Raw genomic sequence first — 17,012 nt, forward strand, 5'->3', positions numbered from 1 at the left:
CTGCAACTTCAATCGACTTTGCGGTCTTGAGATGTGGACGCAGCGGTACGCCCATGGGCGCGAGCCTATCTTGCAAGCGCGCAATGTTGCGGTCCATACGTTCGGCATCAATGATCAGGCACGGCGTCTCCAGCATTCCAATGCGTGACTGGGCGATATCGGATTGCGCCGTTTCGGGCGATAGTGCTTCACTCATGCGCTGTGTTTCGTCCTGCAGGTGCGTTTCGATCCTGATGTCTCATTCTTTGAGGCGCAGTTAACGGGTGAGCGAATGCTTTGCCACTCGAATTACCGTTGCCGGGTAGATTTAATCACTTTTGAACTTTGCCTGCGCTCCGTCGATCAAAGGCAGCTCGAAGCGGCCTACTACGACCACGATGGTCAATATCGCCGGTATTGAAAACAGAACAAACTGCCCGTTAGCATTGACCTGCTGAACCTGTTTAACTTGCAAGACCCTGACGTCAGCTATTGGGTCGGAAGCAGACTGTCTCCTTCTGTGCTTGTATCGGTTAATAGCTGCCATTTGACGATGCATAACGCTTGGCTACTACCGCCAACTTTTAGGTATTAGATCGGTCACACCGCTTGGATATGAGTTGCAGTGCATTCGGCTTTCGATGAGTGGATGGGAGAGGTCGACGTGGGGTAGGAAGCAACCACTCCCGACTGCATCCCTTCAGGAGTATTGGCGCCAGTATTCGAGATCTACCTTTATGGACCCTCACGCATCCTAAACCGTCGCAATCTCCACCTGATTGACTGGCTGCGGTTTTGCCCGTGCCGCAATGAGGCTGCCGCCCACAATCAAGGCCGTGCCCAAAAGCACAGGCCACGTGACGGGTTCAGCGAAAAACAGCCAGCCGAAAAACGCTGCCCAGACAAAGGCGGTGTATTCGACCGGAATCAAAATCTGCGCTTCTGCGCGCGCATATGCCCAGCTTAAAAGTAAGAGCGAGATAATCGCCAATGCAGCAGCGCCCCCGATCATAGGTGCATCATTAGCGGTGATGGGCACGAGGAACCATGGTGCGACCGTGCCAAGAGTCCCTGCTACAAAAAGGTTTTGAAAAAACGCGATTTCGATTGGCCCTGAGACTTGTGCCTGCTGCCGCGCGAGAATGAGGTTATAGGCAAACACCACTGCCGAAAACAAAGCTGCTGCCGCGCCCCACAGATGCCCCGTAGTGTAATGTCCGTTGAGCCGCCCCACCATAATGATAACGACACCGCCCAGCCCTGCCAGCGACGCCCAGATCGCTTCACGGCCAATATTCTCGCCCAGCATCACCGCCGCCAGAAACAGCGCAATGACGGGCGCGATAAAACTCAGACCAAGGGCTTCGGCCAAGGGCAATTCTGTCAGCGACCAGAAAAAGCTGACCGCCGTCACCGATACGACGATGCTGCGCCAAAGATGGATTTTCAGGAGATGTGCTGGCGGCCATTTCTGCCTTGTGCCAATGAACAAAACGCTCATCAACAACGCACCCAGCGTGCTGCGCCATAGTACTGCATTATACGCACCGATGGAGAGAGCCAGATCCTTCATAGCTGCGTCCATCAGTGAAAATGTTGCAATGCCAGCTGGCGCCACCATGAACGGGACTAAAGGGCGCGGTTGCAATTCAGCCATTGGCTGACTTAAAATACGTTATGATCAGTGGCGGTCCATCCGCCGTCGCAGAGCGGGGGGTCGGCCGTCTAGTGCTGCAACCGGCTTCGAAGCCGTGACAAGCTGACCGTGCGATCTCAAAATGCGGATAAGCTGATCGACCGGCAAGGCATAGACTGTCGCGCCGTTGGCGCCCGTCATCGTATCAGACGCCACGAGCTGATTGACCAGCGCTTCCTCAGTGGCTTGGACCGTTGCCGCAAACAACCCGTCAAGAACTTCGCTGTCCAAATCACTGATCGCAGACGCCGATACAAAAATCTTGTCCTGAGCTACTGGAAGCCGTGTAGTTGTTGAGAAGGCGAGAGCAAATTCGCCTGAGAAGTTGCTGGCCGTGCTGCCATTGCGACCGACCCCAAGGGCAGCCCGCCGAGCGAGCCGTTCCAGCTGGTGCGGCATGAGCGGCGCGTCTGTCGCGATGACGACCAACAGCGAGTTTTTGTCAACTGGCGCCGGCTTGCCCTTATCAGGGCCTGCAGCGATCACGCCGCCTACTTCAGGCCAGTTGCCAGTTACCTCTCTGCCTACCGGTATTCCGGCAATCCGAAGATCCTCGCGCTTTCCGTGGTTCGCCTGAACCAGGACGCCGATCGTGAACTTTCCCTTTGAGGTCTCAACCACTCGAGAGGATGTGCCAATTCCACCCTTAAAGGTATAGGCGATCATCCCGGTGCCTCCGCCTACATTGCCCTCGGCAACGGCCCCGGAAGAAGCGTTGTCTAGCGCGTTGAATACGTCTGACTGACCAAGTGGCATGGAAAAGATGTCGTTGAGATGACTGTCGAGCGTCTCCGCAACCATGGGCAACACGCGCGTTTCCAGCACCTCAGCTGGCAAGCGTTGGCCCGACCAAGTCAAAATGGACTGGTGAACGACCCCGACATTACCTGTTCCCGTCAGTGCAATCGGTCCGAAGAAGCCGCCAACTTCGTCCACTAGGTGAGTCCCAGTCCATTCCCCTGTGCCGTTGATCGTTGCAAAGCCGGCGGCAACGCCATCAAGTGCCTGCTTACCAAGCGGATGGATGATCGTAACGCCGGTGCGTGCCGTATTCCCGTGGGGACCGGCATCATCGCGGATGATCGATACCTGACCAACTTCTACGCCAGAAACGTCGGTTATTGTGTTCTGCGGACCAGCAATGCCATCGAATGGTATACCAATGGCACGCGCTCTCGGCTTCGCAAATGCCACCGCCGAAGTCAGCAGCAGTCCGACAACCAGCGCGAGTTTGAGCCCTGATTTATGATTGACGTTCATTGTCGCTCCTTTGCTTGCGGCTATCATATAAATGAATATAACGTCATGTTCATATATGACAACCAGTTTCTGAGCCCGCGCCTGGCGTCAAGACGAAACGAGCGACGCCATCTGTCGCGCGGACTCCGACAACTTCCCTTTCTCTGGTACGGGGCCGTATAGGGTATGGTGCCACAGAACGGTCAGGATTTCGGCTAGGGCATCCCGGTTTGGAGCTACCATCCTCGTGAGCGATACGAAGGCAGGATCGGGATGGATCACCAGTTTGCGGGCCAGTTCGTCCATCATGGACCCTAGCGCATAGCTTGCAAAGAGGGCAACCTCGAAAGGAATTGACGAGTTCGGGTGGTCACGCAATATCGCCCGCGCCACACGTTCATACCACTGGCGGTTGGACCCGTGCGCGAGATCGCGAAACTCCTCGACCTCATCCCCCAACTGGAGAATGCAGCGCATCAGCCCGGCATTCGCTTCGACCACTTCTAGCCAGCGCTGATTGGTCTCCAAAATGGTTTTGTAAGGATTCCGCTGTTGCGATGAAACCGCCATCAATTCCATGCTGGCATCAAGATATTCGGTCAGCACCAGGCGGGTGATCTCCTCCTTGTTCTCGAAATATATGTAAAAGGTGGCTGCCGCGACACCAGCGGCGGCGCAGATGTCGGAAATGCGCATGGCATGATAGCCCTTGTCATCCAGAACTTTGATCGCACCCAGCTTTAGCAAATCACGCGTTTTCTCGCCTTTGCGCCGATGCGCTATGCTGTCAATCTTCAGCTGAAGATAGTCAGCATAGCGCACGGAATGGGGTGCAATCCCTTTTCCAACCCCTGAAGACGACTCAGCCTGCTTTGCCCGAAATACTGCCATCAAAATTCCTTGCGTATATAAATATGAATGTGATATCAGGTTTATGGAAACTTGGAAATATGAACCTAATGTCAACCCCAACTACGAATGTTTCAGGCCCAAGGTCAATCATTGATGCGCAGTCGGGAGACCTGCTTGGTGCCTCTGCCTGGGTAATTGTTACACAAGCCATGATCCAGCATTTCAGCCTCGCATCGCTTGATGATGACCCAATGCATACCGATCCGGACTGGGCCGCGACCAAGGGGCCCTTCGAGAGCACGGTTGCTTACGGATTCCAGACCATGTCGCTGCTGACACACATGTTTCACAGTGCAACAGCCTCGGGCGCGGCGAGAGATCCGCAAACCGAGGGCTATTTTCTCAATCTCGGGTTTGACCGGATGCGATTGGTGGCACCTGTTCCTGTTAACGCGCGCCTGCGCGGCGTGTTCTGGCTCAAAGGCAAGCATGTTGACGAGGCAGGGCGCTTGCGGATTTCTATCGAAGTCGAGGTGGAAATTGAAGGCGGTGAGCGCCCAGCCCTTGTCGGGACCTGGCTGAGCGTTTGGGCACCACCGGAATCGGCTTCACCATAAGTAAGGCAACTAGTTTAGTTATTAAATGAATATGACATCATAACTATATTTAGAGGGAGTATCTCAATGCGATCAAACAGCCACTTCGTCCGGGCAGCACTTTTGACCACGGTTACAACGCTCGCTGCCCCAGCGGTCCATGCGCAGGAGGCTGACAACAGAGGCCTTGAAGAAATCGTAGTGACTGCGCAAAAACGCCAGACCAATCTCCAGGATACGCCTATCGCCATTACGGCGCTCACGTCTTCGGCACTTTCCGATCGCGCGGCAACCCGGATAGAGGACATCGCCGGCGCTGTTCCCAATGTGTATATCGATCAACGTAGCTTGCGTAGTCAGGCCATTGCCATCCGCGGTCTTTCTGCGGACCTCAACAACCCCGGGCTGGATCAGAGCGTCGGTATCTATGTGGATGGCGTGTATCTCGGACGAGCGACCCCAGGCAATGCCAGCCTGTTCGACCTTGAAAGGGTTGAAGTGCTGCGAGGCCCGCAGGGCGCGCTCTATGGCAAGAACACCATAGCCGGCGCGATCAACTATATCTCCAAGTTGCCCGATGAGACGCTAAGAGGGTCGCTTCAAGCTGGGTATGGCAATTACGATGCCTGGTCACTGCGCGGTGTTATCAGCGGGCCCTTATCCGGTGAAAAGGTCGCAGCAAGCGTCGCTGCCGCTATCGACCAACGCGACGGTTTGACCCGTAATCTTTTGACGGGCAACAGGCTGGATGATCTCGACTCAATCGCAGGGCGTGGAACACTCCTCTTCCGACCTAGCGAAGGGCTGGAAATTGTCTTGCGCGGCGACATCGGACGTGACCGCGCCTTCGCTGTGGCGAGCGATATTTTTGACAATGGAGTTCTTGCCGGATCGCCACTTGAAGATGTCGATCCGTTTGACAGAGTCGTGGTGCAGGACTTGGACTCCACCGTTCGCCGCGATGTGTGGGGTATGTCAGGCGACATCAATTTGGACCTCGGCAATGGCAAGCTGACATCGATCACGGCCTATCGCGGCTTCAAGTGGCGCAACCTGTCTGACAATGACAACACCGCGCTTTACATGCTCAATTCGGGGATTGGCGAACGTCAGAAGCAGTTTTCGCAGGAACTGCGCTATGCCGGGAAGGCGGGCGCGCTCGATTTCGTTGTCGGCGGGTATTATTTCCACCAGTCACTCGATACGGTTGCGACTTCGATCGTCGGGCCTGATCTGGGCGTCTATCCCGATCCTGTCACCGGCACCTTAAACGGCGATGTGACAACCCGCAGCCTAGCCCTATTCGGTCAAGGCGAATATCACTTTTCTGACAGGCTTAGCCTTTCTGTAGGCATGCGCTACACTGACGAGCGCAAGTCTTTGGTTCATTCACAGATTGGTGATCCATTTGAGCTCTTGCTGGCCACCTATCCCGAGCGAAAGGTGAAGCGGTCCGAAGACAATTTCTCTCCGTCTGCCAGCCTAAACTTCAAACCATCAGATGATGTGCTACTCTATGGCAGCTATTCGCGCGGATTCAAATCCGGCGGCTTCAACGCCTTTTCGATCACTCCGACGAGCGACGCGCCGTTTGATCCAGAGTATGTCGACAATTTCGAGTTTGGCGTTAAATCAACGTTGCTCGATGGCAGAGCCCGCTTCAACCTTGCGCTTTTCTCGATGAACTATCGCGATCTGCAGGTGAACCAGTTGCTTCTGATCAGTGGCGTACCGCGCTATGAAACTTCCAACGCAGCCAAGGCACGTAGCCGCGGTCTTGAAGCAGAATTCGCTTACAAGTTCGCTCCCGGCGTCGAACTAGCGGCGAACTATTCGATGCTGGACGCCAAGTTCGTAGACTACCAAAATGCGACAGTCGCGGGCGATGATTATACCGGCAACCGGCTACCAGGCGCGCCGCGTCACAGCGGCAGTGTTTCGCTTCAGTATGACAAAAGCATCGGCGGGGACTGGAACCTGTTTGCCCGCGCAGAATTGGTTGCCAGAAGCCGCATCTTCTTCGCCGTTGACAACAGCTATTCACAGAACGCGGTTGGACTGTTGAACGGGCGCATCGGCCTGCACACGCCGGACGGCCCGTGGGGCATCTATTTGTGGGGCCGAAACCTCACCAATCGCACCTATGCAACGGACCGCTATGCCAGCCCGATCCTGCCCGGGCAGGTAGGGCATGTTCTCGCGAATCCAAGGATGTACGGCGTCGAAGTCAAGCTTTCCTTCTGACGCCGCCAGGTTTCAGTCCTGCTTTGGCGTTTCAGCCGAAGCAGGACTGACCGCCCCTTTGCCGCGAAACGCATAGATCACGGCACCCAGCACGCCATAGCCTACAACAGCGATAACCGGTGCAGCGTCGTTCATGCCCGCTAACAGGAAAAACAGGATTGCGCTGACGAATGTCAGCCACCCCGCGATCCGAGCCAAAGATGGCGAAATGGGCAAATCACGCGAGGGCGGCAGGCGTAGTGCAGCGAGCGCGATCACTGCCTGCGCGACCATATACCCCAGCACCGTGGCGACGGCATAACGCGTAATGGACGCGCTAACGGCGATCGCACCGCAGGAAATGAGCGCGACAGTCCAGATCGACGAAACCGGCGCCTTATCAACTTTGCCACCGAGCCAGGACGGCACAATACCTTCATGACCAAGTTCCGCGAGGTCGCGCGAAACCAGAAGCAACACACCATTGACCGAAGTTGCAGCCGCAAGGAGTGCCGAGACGGCAATGGAGCCAGCCAGCCAACCAGGCATGATCAAAGCTGCGGCTTCTGCAACAGGTGCTGCATTTCCCGCCATCCGGTCCGGAGGCAAAATGCCGACCACACCTGCAGCGACCCCGGTATAGGCGAACAAGATAACGACGTAGCTGATCGCCAGAGCCCGCGGCAAGGTTCGTGCCGGTCGTTCGACATCCCCACTTACCTCAACGATCAGAGTGAATCCCAGAAACGCAAAGAAGGCGGGGATGACGGCGGTGGCGATTGCGGCTACGCCTTTGGAAGCAAAAGGCGTGAAATGGCTCATGTTAACATTCGGCATTGCTATGAAGGTAAACAGCAAGAGGATCAGCACCAGCCAGATCACCATCGCGCTTTGCACAACAACCGCAGCGCGGGCCCCCAGGCTGTTGATGAGCGCGAACAAAAGCGTGACCGCTATGGCGGTAACGGGTCGTGCGGCTCCCCCCACACTCGGGGCTATGACCGCGAGATAATCGGCAAAGCCAAGCGCAAGCAATGCGAGAGCCACAATCGACGACCCTATGATGAACCACGCCACAACGAATCCTGCGAGGGGAGAGATAAGAGAGCGGGTGGCAAGCACATTCGCGCCATTGCCGGGGAAAGCCGCAGCAATTTGCGCGGCTATCAGGCAAGTGCCGGCGGCCGGGATAGAGGCAATCAGGAACGACAGCAGCATTGCCGGTCCCGCAACGGCATAGAGCTCGCCCGGCAAAACAAAAATAGAAGCCCCGATCACAAAACCGATCAGCGTGAAAACTACGCCAACTAAACCGATCTTCTTGTTCGCATTCTCGCTACTCATTATTCGCCTCCGCGCTTTATAATCCGTGCCGGGCTGATCGCTTCGACCAGCCAATCAATGGTTCCCGTCGGAAGGTTGGCGCCGGCCGCCATTGCGGCTACCACGGCACCCGTCGCAGGTGCTGTCTGCACGCCAAAACCTCCCAATGCACCAAGCCAGAAAAGGCCTTCAACCTGCCGATCCCGGCCGATCAGCGGGCTTTCATCAGGGACAAAACTGCGCAACCCGGCCCACATATGACTGACCCGTCTGACCTCGTGCGTCGTGAGAGACTGGAAGCGGTCAACCCCAATGGCGATGTCCAGATCTTCTGGCCATGCGTCGCAGGGCTCCGTCGACGCCGTGTCAGCAGGGCAAATCAACAGCTTTCCCGCATCGGGCTTGAAGTAGATCGTTTCCTCGACATCAACGACCATCGGCCAGTCTGAGGGGTCAATGCCGGCGGGTGGATCCACCAAGGCGGCGCTGCGGCGCATGGGGACCATGCCAAGTGGTTCCGCACCAAAGAGGGCGGACATTTGCTCGAGCCATGCCCCGCTGGCATTGACCACAACGGGCGCCTCGATCGTATTCTTTCCGTCAGAAAGCTGCCAGCGCCCCTGATGTCGGAAAACTGATCGGACAAGAAAATTCGTGATCAATCGCCCATTGGTGCGCAACTGCTTCAGATAGTGCAAATGCATGGCATGGACATCCATGTCCTGCGCGTCGGCTTCAAACCAACCATGCGACAGAAGCTCCGCCCGCATGATCGGCACCCGAGCAAAAATCTCGTCCGGCTCGATTCTGATCTGGCCGGGATCCGCCATCCCTGCATCCCCGCCCTTTCTCGCCGCAACGATGATGCCTCGTGTTCTGACCAGCGCTTCGGGCAAGGACCTGTCGATGATCCTTTTGCTGATGGAAGTCAGTTGCCGGACAGCATCATTGCCATAACTGGGGACGAAGATCGCGGCAGAACGACCCGAGCTGTGATGACAGGGTTGAGACTCCATTTCGACCAGGGCCGTGCTGCCGTAGGACGCAAGGCTGGCCGCTGCGGACAATCCGGCGATACCGGCACCGATCACGATGAAGTCAAATGTGGATTGGTTGGGCAATGTGTACGTTTCCATTACCCCAGCTTACAGAAGCCTGCTTGAAAAACAAGAATATGATGTTATATTCATTTTTATGAAGAATATTCCACTGCTGCTTGCATTCGTCTTAGTATCGGGTTGCGCTACCCCCAACCGTCACGTCGATATCCTGGTCCGAGGCGCGATGGTCTACGATGGCACTGGGGCGGCACCTTTCGACGCCGATGTGGGGCTTGTCGGGGACAAAATCGCCTTTGTTGGCAAGGCATCGCGCGGTGTAACGTCCGGCAAGACGATCATGGCAACCGACCTCGCACTGGCACCCGGTTTTATTGACGCACACAGCCACGTTCCCGAAGCGGCGCCGCGACTGGACGGACCGATGATCGACGTGCAGGATTTGTCTCAGGGCGTCACCACGATCATGGCCAGCCCCGACGGCGAGTTGTCACCAGAGCAGATGTCGCATTTGCGCGATATGCTGCTGACCAAGGGGGTTGCCGTCAATTTTGGATGTTATGTGGGTCATAAAGGCCTGCGCGATCAGGTCATGCCGGGATTAAAACGGGCCGCGACGCCAGATGAGATTGCGGCTATGGCAGAAAAGATAAAGCAAGGAATGGAGATGGGCTGCGTCGGCCTGTCGACCGGCTTGATGTATAATCCGGGTATGTATGCGACGCCACAGGAAGTCCAGGCACTCGCGGCTGTCGTCAAGCCATTTGGTGGCAGCTACGATTCGCATACCCGTGACCCAGGCTTCAACATGGTTGCATCAGAACGCGAGGCGATCGAAGTGGGGATTGCCGTCGGCATCCCGGCCAAGCTCGCACACTTGAAAGCCACGGGCTTGATCAACAAAGGGCGCATCGGTGAAGTCATTTCGATGGTCGAAAACGCACGCGCGCAGGGCCATGATATCGTCGCAGATCAATACCCATATGATGGGGCCACGGTGCGCGCGCTTTATGACCTGTTTGTACTACCCGACGGTCGCGGCGATAAACAGACGCGCCGGGGAGAAGTGCTGGAGGCACTTGCCGACACCGGCCAGCGCGAACTGGTTCGGCAGGCAACGGAAACTGGCGTTAGTGGCGGATTCTCTTGGATCAAGGCGGTTGGTTACGGAAACATCCGCATCGTAGAGGCACCGGATGATCCCGACTTGCTTGATGCGAATATTGAGCTACTGGCCCGACAACGTGGGATGTTGCCTTTTGACCTGATCGCCGCGCTGACGGCCAAAAATGGTGTTCGCGTCACACTTGGGACGATTGACGAGGAAGATATTCGCACCCTTATAGTCAAGCCATGGGTGATGATCGCGAGTGATGGTGAATATGTTGATGGCGTTTCGCTTGAGCGCGGCTACGCACATCCGCGCGCCAGCGGCAGCTTCACGCGCGTGCTCGGGCATTACGCCCGGGATCTCAAATTGTTTCCGCTTCCCGAGGCGATCCGCAAGATGACCGGATTTCCGGCGCAGCATCTTGGACTGGCAGACCGAGGACGAATTGCCGAGGGCATGGCGGCTGATCTGGTGCTGTTCGATCCGAAGACCGTAGACGCCAAAGCGACCTATGCTGATCCCGCCGCCCTGTCCGTTGGCATTCGCATCGTTTTCGTCAACGGGCAAATCGCGTTTGAGCAAGATAAGCCAACGGGCATCACCGCAGGCCGCTTCATCAAGCGTCAGCCTTACCGCCAGGCGGACTAGGCCGGCTCGACTTCTACCGGCAAAGAAGTGAGACCGCGCAGTGTGTTGTTAAGCCGTCGCACCGGATCGCCCGCAAGCTTCAATGTGCGGGCGTGCCGCGCCAGTGCCGTCAGGACAACCTCTCCCTCCATGCGCGCCAGCAACTGACCCACACAGCGGTGGATGCCCGCGCCAAATCCCAAATGCCCTGTGGTGTCTCGCCCGATGTCGTATGCATCCGGGGCCTCCCACCGCGCTGGATCGCGATTGGCCGACCCCAAGAAAACCAGCACCTTATCGCCATCGTTCAGCTGCACGCCAGAGAGTTGGCGGCCCCTCATGGTCGTCCGGAAAAAGGTCTGAACAGGGGATTCAAAGCGGACCGCCTCATTGAAGGCGGACGATGCGAATGACGGATCGGCGCGCAGGCGCTCCCATTGATTGGGGAATCGGGCGAGGCAATGAAGCGACGCACCGATGGCATGAACCGTCGTGTCCAGACCAGCCTGGACCAAGGCGCGGACAAGCTTTGCTGCATCATCCTTTGACACGTTGCCCTTCTCGGCTGCTTTATGGATCAGCAAGCCCAGCCCTGGGCCAAGTGTCTCTCGCCGTCCCAGATGCTCGACCCATTCAAAGCTCGCCTGATGCAATGACTGTTCGAATATCGTATTGCGGGGACCGAAAGAGTTGAACAGCATTTCCGCGTGCGGCAGCAATTTTTCCCGCCCTTGTTGCGGCAGGCCCATCGCGTCCGGAAAGACGGAAAGAGGAAAGGCTTCGGCAAGTTCGCCAATCGCGTCGAATCGCCGCTTGGCTACCAATTCGGTGATGAGGGCCTCTGCTTTCTCTTCAAATCCAGCCCGCAGTTTCTTGAGTACGGGCGGCGATAGCACGCCACTCAGCACACCTCGAGATTTGGTATGCTCGGGAGGATCGGCTTCCAGTATCAGGCTCGGAAGGCGGAACCGGCCGTGCCGGACAAAGTCTTCCATACCAACACCCCGGGCCGATGAGAAGGACTGCCAGTTGCTCAGGACTTCGCGTGCTTCCGCATAGCGGGCGACAGCCACAATGTTGTATTGCCGAAGCCACACCACCGGCCCGGCCTCACGCATTTCTTGCAAGCCAGACCATGGGTTTTCCAGGAAACCGGGACTGAACGGATCGAGGTCAAGCGCCGGGGTCCCTGCGGGCGGCGCACCATCATAGAGCGCGAATGGCGATCGCATTCCGCTCATTGTTGTTTGTGGAACGGCATGACCCCGTCATAATAGGTCAAGGTCAGCTTGATGTTGCCCCCGGAACTGTCAAACTGGAAGAATTGCTCATCGTCAATTGGCGACACAAACAATCCATTGCCCAACGAGCGCAGCGGCAAGGGTGGCGCACCGCTGTGCACGCCGCCGTAGATCATCTGCAACTGCCCGTCCTTGAAGTCGAAACCCAGCCTGTCGATGCCGAGGCGGCGATGGCCGACATCATAGTCTCCCTTGATCGAGTCCAACGCTACAGGATCTGCTGAAACATCTTTGAGAACCGGTGCGGGTTGACCAAGGAAAATGCGGGCAATGCGATTGGAGACGTTGACCGGCGGATAGTTTTCACCCTGGCTGTTTGTCAGCACCACGACCGACAAATGCTGGTCAGGATAATGCGCCATATGGCTGGAAAAGCCGTAGATTGAGCCCGAATGAGAAAATTTGCGCATGCCGCCGAGGCGGCCTTCGACAAGACAACCCTGCGTGTAGAGCGAGAGTTCGCCATCGCCCAGCCGCTGGCGTGCCATCAGCCGTTTGCGCAGGGCCTTGGGTGTCTTCGCGCTGAACTCTGCATCGGAGAAGCGGATGAGGTCGGCTGTGGTTGAGACGGCGGCACCAGCCGAAAAGGGAACAAGCCAGTCATATCCGCGCGCGCGGGTAAACCGGCTTCCGTTGCTGTTGTAGCCCAAAGCCCGGTCCGCTTCGCTGGACGCATCGGCCAGGAAGTCGGAGTGGGTCATCGCCAAAGGCGCAAACACATGGCGCGCCACAAAGCGGTCATAGTAATCACGCGAAACCGCTTCGATGATCAGACCAAGCAAATAGGTGTTGGAGTTGGAATAGCTGAATCTCTCGCCTGTCGGTGCGCGCAGGGGCTGCGCATCGAAAAATTGCGTCATCTGTTCACGCGAAAGGCCGACTGGCTTGTCATAAGGAAAGTCGGGCAATTCAAGATAGTTCTCGATCCCGGAGCTGTGATCTAGCAAGTTGCGGACCGGAACGTCGCGCGCAGGTGAGCGCAAATTCGGCAGATAGCGCGATACAGGTGCATCCGTATCGATTTTGCCTTCTGCTGCCAGTGCCTGCACGGCGCGACAGGTAATCGGCTTTGTGATCGACCCGATTGGAAAGCGCGTTTCGGCTGTGACCGCACGTCCTGTTTCGACATCCGCTTTGCCAAAGCCCTTTTGATAAATGATCCTGCCGTTTTGTGATACTGCGATAGACATGCCCGCAAAGGGCCCGGACAGAAGCGCGTCATGCGCTACCTGATCCGCTCGCGCTTCAGCCGATTCTGTCGCAGATTGCCTCAATTCTGGTGCGGCGGTCGTCGCGCATCCGCCCACGGCAAATGCCAGAAGTGTCGAGCAAGCCAACAGGGCAACGGCTTTGCGCATGAAAGAATCCCTTCTTATAAATGAATATGACGTCATGTTTATATTGTACTTGGCTTCATGGGTCAATCGGGTATATGAGTGTCAGATAATCGAAATGGATGAAGGGACAGTCCCGATGAGATCGAAGATCAGCATGATCGGCATTCCAACCGATCATCACGGTTCATTTCTGCGCGGGCCGGCCAAGGCACCGGCCGCAATCCGTGCGGCGCTGGGCAGTGAGCCCGGCGGACTTACGGCTCGGCAGGTCATGAACATCCTGCTCGCGCTTGATGCACCGATTATCGTCACCGACGTGGGCGAGCTCAACCCGGATCGGGGCATTCACGGAATGACTGCGGTGCTGGCAGCAAAGCTCGTCAAGGAACTCGCCGCCGCAATGACGGCCAATCCCTTACAATAGGACAACTGTCCATAGCCCTTCAGGACTACGCCATGCGTCACCCAACAGAAGTTTGCCGACTTGATGAGTTCATCTCTTACTGGGCACAACAATCACCTGATGCTTGTGCCTGTGTGCTGGCCGGTGTTCGTATCGACTATGCGGAATTGGAACGACGCGTCGACCGGATGGCGAAAGCTCTCTTGGCCAGTGGGGTCACCAAAGGCGCGCGTGTGGCAACGCTGTCGCCTCCGAACCCCGATTTTCTAGTCTGCTTTCTGGCAACAGCGTCGATTGGGGGAATCTGGTTAGGCCTCAACCCGCGATATCAAATCGACGAGCTTTCATTCGTCCTGCAAGATAGTGCGCCGTTGATACTCCTGGCGCGAACAACCATCGATGGGCGAGATTTCAGCGCGGAAATCATGGCGCTACAGCAAACCCCGGGGTTAGCGGCAACTGTGGCGCTTGACGATACCCCATCACATTTAGGAATGGTGTCGCTGAGCACATTCGAGTATCTGGCCGAACGAGTTTCACATGCAGAGCTGGAAAAGGCTCGTCGTTCGGTCGACGGCTTTGACCCTTGTCTGATCGTCTATACCTCCGGGTCGACGGGCCGACCCAAAGGCGCACTGCTTAATCATCTTGGCATTGCGCGCTTCTCCACAACACAAAACGAATTGTGGCCCGTATCTCCCGCGATTGCGCTTAATTATTTCCCGATCAACCATGTCGCCTGTGTGTGCGACATTTCGACGCCGGTGCTTGCGGCAGGCGGGACAGTTGTGTTCATGGAGCAGTTCGACCCATCAGTTTCGCTGAAGCTCATTGAGGACGAAGGCGTGACCTATTGGGCCTCAGTCCCCAGCACGTTCCAAATGCAGACTGCCTTGCCTGATTTTGACAGCTACGACCTCGCATCGGTGCAACTCATCGTTTGGGGAGGGGCGGCAGCGCCCGAGCACCTCATCAGGAAGCTTCTCACAATTTGCCCCAATTTGGCAACTAACTACGCCATGACGGAAACCATGGTGATCACCGCGCAGCGGCCCACGTCAGACATTGAGGCATTGTCCAACTGCGTTGGCCGCGCCTTTCCGGGCGTTGAGATAAAGCTGATGCAATCCGACGGTAACGAGGCCAGGACTGGTGACCCTGGCGAAATCTGGGTGCGCTCCGAGTACAACCTTGCGGGCTATTGGCAGCGCCCCGATGCGACGGCCGAGGCCATGAGTGAAGACGGTTACTTCAAGACGGGCGATCTCGCGGCACAGAGGCTGGATGGCAACTACCAGATTGTGGGCCGGATCAAGGAGATGTACAAATCGGGTGGCTACAATGTCTACCCGCGTGAGGTAGAGATGGTGCTGGAAGATCATCCGGCGGTGACCTTGGTTGCAGTGGTATCAAAGCCCGATCCGCTTTGGCAGGAAGTTGGCGTCGCTTATCTTGTTGCCGATAGTGAGCTTGACCCGGCTCTACTGGCTGAACACTGTCGCGCGCGTCTGGCAAACTACAAGGTCCCAAAGCTGTTCATAATTGAATCTAGCCTGCCGCTGTTACCCATCGGAAAGGTCGATAAGGTCGAACTCAAGAGACGCGCAGCAGCGCTTTAGGCTCTTGTCCGCTCGACAGACACATGGCCTCTGCCCGAACGTGTCGTAAAGGATATTCGCCGGGCAAAGAGGCGGGACATCACGGACAATCTTTAACGCATCGCACCTACCAACGGCAGACTTGCCATGAGTTGGGATGCGGCACGCTGGTCGCTATCGGTCGAAGGGCAATTCGTGGCGAAGCAAAGCAAGGTATCGATGATTAACAACGAAGCATCCAGCAAAGGTCACGCGCTCGCCAATCATTATGGCCATTGGTTGATCCGCGAGGGGGTCGGGCTAGATTTTGGCGTCGAAAACTTGTTTGACGCATATTACCTTGAACATTTGGCCGGATATAATAGTATTACTGCCTCTGACGTGGCTTTAGGGTCGCGCGTTCCGGGGGCTCGTCGCTCTGGATTTGCAAGGATCCGATGGGCAATCTGATTGGCTGGATGGCTTCATGGCGAGGGCTGCTCACACAAAGTCGAGCAGCCCCAAAAAGTGTTTAGCTTCCGCTTTTAGCGGGTTCGGAAACGGCCTCGAATGACGGACATTGGGCGCAAAGCGGACATCTGTCTCAATGCCTGAACAAAGCCTCGCCTCGGGATGAGGCTTAGTTCTGCCGACTTAGTCGCAACGACGATCCGCGGCACTCAAATAATCTAAATTTCTGCCTATCGAGCGCACAATCCATTCGACTTCTGCGCACAGTCGAGCATTGCTGCTCATGTTCAAGCGCCCCGATATAAGGCGGCGATAGACCCGGCTGGGCATTCAGCTGGGCTTTGGGTGGTGGGGCAGCACGATGCTGCGTCGATTAAGGAGAACCACCCATGACAAAGACCAAAAAGCCTGAGGGTATAGAAACAATCATAGTCCCCTCAAAGCCTCAACAGATCTTGGATCTGCTGACCCGGGATTGCGGTGCCACGCTCGCAGAACTCGGGACACTTGCAAACTGGTTGCCGCATTCGACGCGGGCATATCTGACCGGCCTAAGGAAGAAGGGGCACGTCATCGATAGCGGCAACGTGGATGGGGTTCGCCACTACCGCATATCATCGTCGCCCGAGGCGTAAGGCGGTGGTTATTCCAAACAGTCTAAGCTTGGAACTGGGCCGCCTTGCTACCATGAAACCTGCCGAACTGCGTTCTCGATGGCGTGAGGTCTATCGCAACGTGGCACCGGATATAGGACCCGATCTGCTCCGGCGCGGTATCGCCTATCGGTTGCAGGAGCGTGGGCAGGGAAGCCTGACTAGCTCCACCCGTCGTGACATTGAACGCCAAATAAAGAGGCTGGGCAAGGATGATGGAGGAGGGGTGATTGCGCCTTCCCTAAAGCCTGGAACCCGTCTGGTGCGCTCGTGGCGTGGAAAAATGCATCAGGTGCTTGTTCTTGATGACGGGTTTGAGTTCGACGGCAGGAGGTATGCATCGCTCACCCAGATCGCGGGCGACATCACCGGCGCGCATTGGTCGGGGCCAAGGTTCTTTGGTCTAGTCACTAGAGAACGGAGAAGGGCAGTAGGGCCATGATATCACCTAACCCCAAGCGCTGTGCCATCTATACGCGCAAATCGACCGAGGAGGGGCTGGAGATGGACTTCAACAGCCTGGATGCCCAGCGCGAAGCATGTGCGGCCTATATACTGAGCCAGGC

The 17,012-nt window shown here is 56.6% G+C and carries 15 protein-coding genes and 1 pseudogene; 8 read left to right on the forward strand and 8 right to left on the reverse strand.

Translation table 11 applies throughout. The features are described 5' to 3' along the window. The 4 genes and pseudogenes from ACIQ2T_RS05940 to ACIQ2T_RS05955 all read right to left on the reverse strand — a co-directional run. A pseudogene (locus tag ACIQ2T_RS05940) lies at positions 1-196 on the reverse strand (hypothetical protein); the annotation flags it as partial. Positions 197-733: 537 nt separating this feature from the next. Continuing rightward, complete coding sequence (locus ACIQ2T_RS05945) at positions 734-1,636, reverse strand: DMT family transporter (RefSeq protein ID WP_397590012.1); 903 nt, start codon at positions 1,634-1,636, stop codon at positions 734-736. 24 nt (positions 1,637-1,660) lie between these two features. Beyond that, complete coding sequence (locus ACIQ2T_RS05950) at positions 1,661-2,935, reverse strand: P1 family peptidase (protein WP_397590013.1); 1,275 nt, start codon at positions 2,933-2,935, stop codon at positions 1,661-1,663. A gap of 87 nt (positions 2,936-3,022) precedes the next feature. After that, positions 3,023-3,805, reverse strand: a complete 783-nt coding sequence (locus ACIQ2T_RS05955) for a TetR/AcrR family transcriptional regulator (protein ID WP_397590014.1) — start codon at positions 3,803-3,805, stop codon at positions 3,023-3,025. Between the two features lie 68 nt (positions 3,806-3,873). On the opposite strand from ACIQ2T_RS05955, the gene ACIQ2T_RS05960 reads away from it, so the two are divergent. Both ACIQ2T_RS05960 and ACIQ2T_RS05965 read left to right on the forward strand, forming a co-directional pair. Further along, a complete protein-coding gene (locus ACIQ2T_RS05960) occupies positions 3,874-4,383 on the forward strand; it encodes a MaoC/PaaZ C-terminal domain-containing protein (protein WP_397590015.1) in 510 nt (169 codons plus the stop codon). 66 nt (positions 4,384-4,449) lie between these two features. Then, the gene (locus ACIQ2T_RS05965; protein ID WP_397590016.1) at positions 4,450-6,606 is read left to right on the forward strand and encodes a TonB-dependent receptor; all 2,157 of its coding nucleotides are present in this window, start codon (positions 4,450-4,452) and stop codon (positions 6,604-6,606) included. Positions 6,607-6,618: 12 nt separating this feature from the next. Here the strand turns inward: ACIQ2T_RS05965 and ACIQ2T_RS05970 are convergent, their stop codons facing one another. Both ACIQ2T_RS05970 and ACIQ2T_RS05975 read right to left on the reverse strand, forming a co-directional pair. Beyond that, on the reverse strand, positions 6,619-7,929 hold the full coding sequence (locus ACIQ2T_RS05970; protein ID WP_397590017.1) for an APC family permease: 1,311 nt from the start codon (positions 7,927-7,929) through the stop codon (positions 6,619-6,621). Beyond that, entirely contained in the window at positions 7,929-9,029 is a 1,101-nt protein-coding gene (locus ACIQ2T_RS05975) for an NAD(P)/FAD-dependent oxidoreductase (RefSeq protein WP_397590018.1), read from the reverse strand. Before ACIQ2T_RS05975 ends, ACIQ2T_RS05970 begins: the two co-directional genes overlap by 1 nt. Positions 9,030-9,102: 73 nt before the next feature. On the opposite strand from ACIQ2T_RS05975, the gene ACIQ2T_RS05980 reads away from it, so the two are divergent. Further along, positions 9,103-10,725 carry an amidohydrolase family protein gene (locus ACIQ2T_RS05980; RefSeq protein ID WP_397590019.1) on the forward strand — a complete coding sequence of 541 codons (1,623 nt, stop codon included), beginning with the start codon at positions 9,103-9,105 and terminating at the stop codon, positions 10,723-10,725. On the opposite strand, the gene ACIQ2T_RS05985 is transcribed toward ACIQ2T_RS05980, so the two are convergent. Together ACIQ2T_RS05985 and ACIQ2T_RS05990 are read right to left on the reverse strand one after the other, a co-directional pair. Further along, positions 10,722-11,936: a cytochrome P450 gene (locus tag ACIQ2T_RS05985; RefSeq protein WP_397590020.1), complete on the reverse strand. Its 1,215-nt coding sequence runs from the start codon at positions 11,934-11,936 to the stop codon at positions 10,722-10,724. The two genes, ACIQ2T_RS05980 and ACIQ2T_RS05985, sit on opposite strands and share 4 nt — an antisense overlap. 5 nt (positions 11,937-11,941) lie before the next feature. Next, positions 11,942-13,363 carry a serine hydrolase domain-containing protein gene (locus ACIQ2T_RS05990; protein WP_397590021.1) on the reverse strand — a complete coding sequence of 474 codons (1,422 nt, stop codon included), beginning with the start codon at positions 13,361-13,363 and terminating at the stop codon, positions 11,942-11,944. 115 nt (positions 13,364-13,478) lie between these two features. Between ACIQ2T_RS05990 and ACIQ2T_RS05995 the strand changes: the two genes are divergently transcribed. The 5 genes from ACIQ2T_RS05995 to ACIQ2T_RS06015 all read left to right on the forward strand — a co-directional run bounded on the left by ACIQ2T_RS05995 (position 13,479) and on the right by ACIQ2T_RS06015 (position 16,888). Further along, on the forward strand, positions 13,479-13,766 hold the full coding sequence (locus ACIQ2T_RS05995; RefSeq protein ID WP_397590022.1) for an arginase family protein: 288 nt from the start codon (positions 13,479-13,481) through the stop codon (positions 13,764-13,766). Positions 13,767-13,798: 32 nt separating this feature from the next. Next, positions 13,799-15,364, forward strand: a complete 1,566-nt coding sequence (locus ACIQ2T_RS06000; protein WP_397590023.1) for a class I adenylate-forming enzyme family protein — start codon at positions 13,799-13,801, stop codon at positions 15,362-15,364. A gap of 126 nt (positions 15,365-15,490) precedes the next feature. Then, entirely contained in the window at positions 15,491-15,793 is a 303-nt protein-coding gene (locus ACIQ2T_RS06005) for a hypothetical protein (protein WP_397590024.1), read from the forward strand. Between the two features lie 389 nt (positions 15,794-16,182). Then, the gene (locus ACIQ2T_RS06010; RefSeq protein ID WP_397590025.1) at positions 16,183-16,428 is read left to right on the forward strand and encodes a DUF3489 domain-containing protein; all 246 of its coding nucleotides are present in this window, start codon (positions 16,183-16,185) and stop codon (positions 16,426-16,428) included. Between the two features lie 4 nt (positions 16,429-16,432). Beyond that, the gene (locus ACIQ2T_RS06015) at positions 16,433-16,888 is read left to right on the forward strand and encodes a DUF2924 domain-containing protein (protein WP_397590026.1); all 456 of its coding nucleotides are present in this window, start codon (positions 16,433-16,435) and stop codon (positions 16,886-16,888) included. Positions 16,889-17,012 lie beyond the last annotated feature (124 nt).

The organism is Sphingorhabdus sp., from assembly GCF_044357595.1.
In the GTDB taxonomy this organism is placed as follows: domain Bacteria; phylum Pseudomonadota; class Alphaproteobacteria; order Sphingomonadales; family Sphingomonadaceae; genus Sphingorhabdus_B.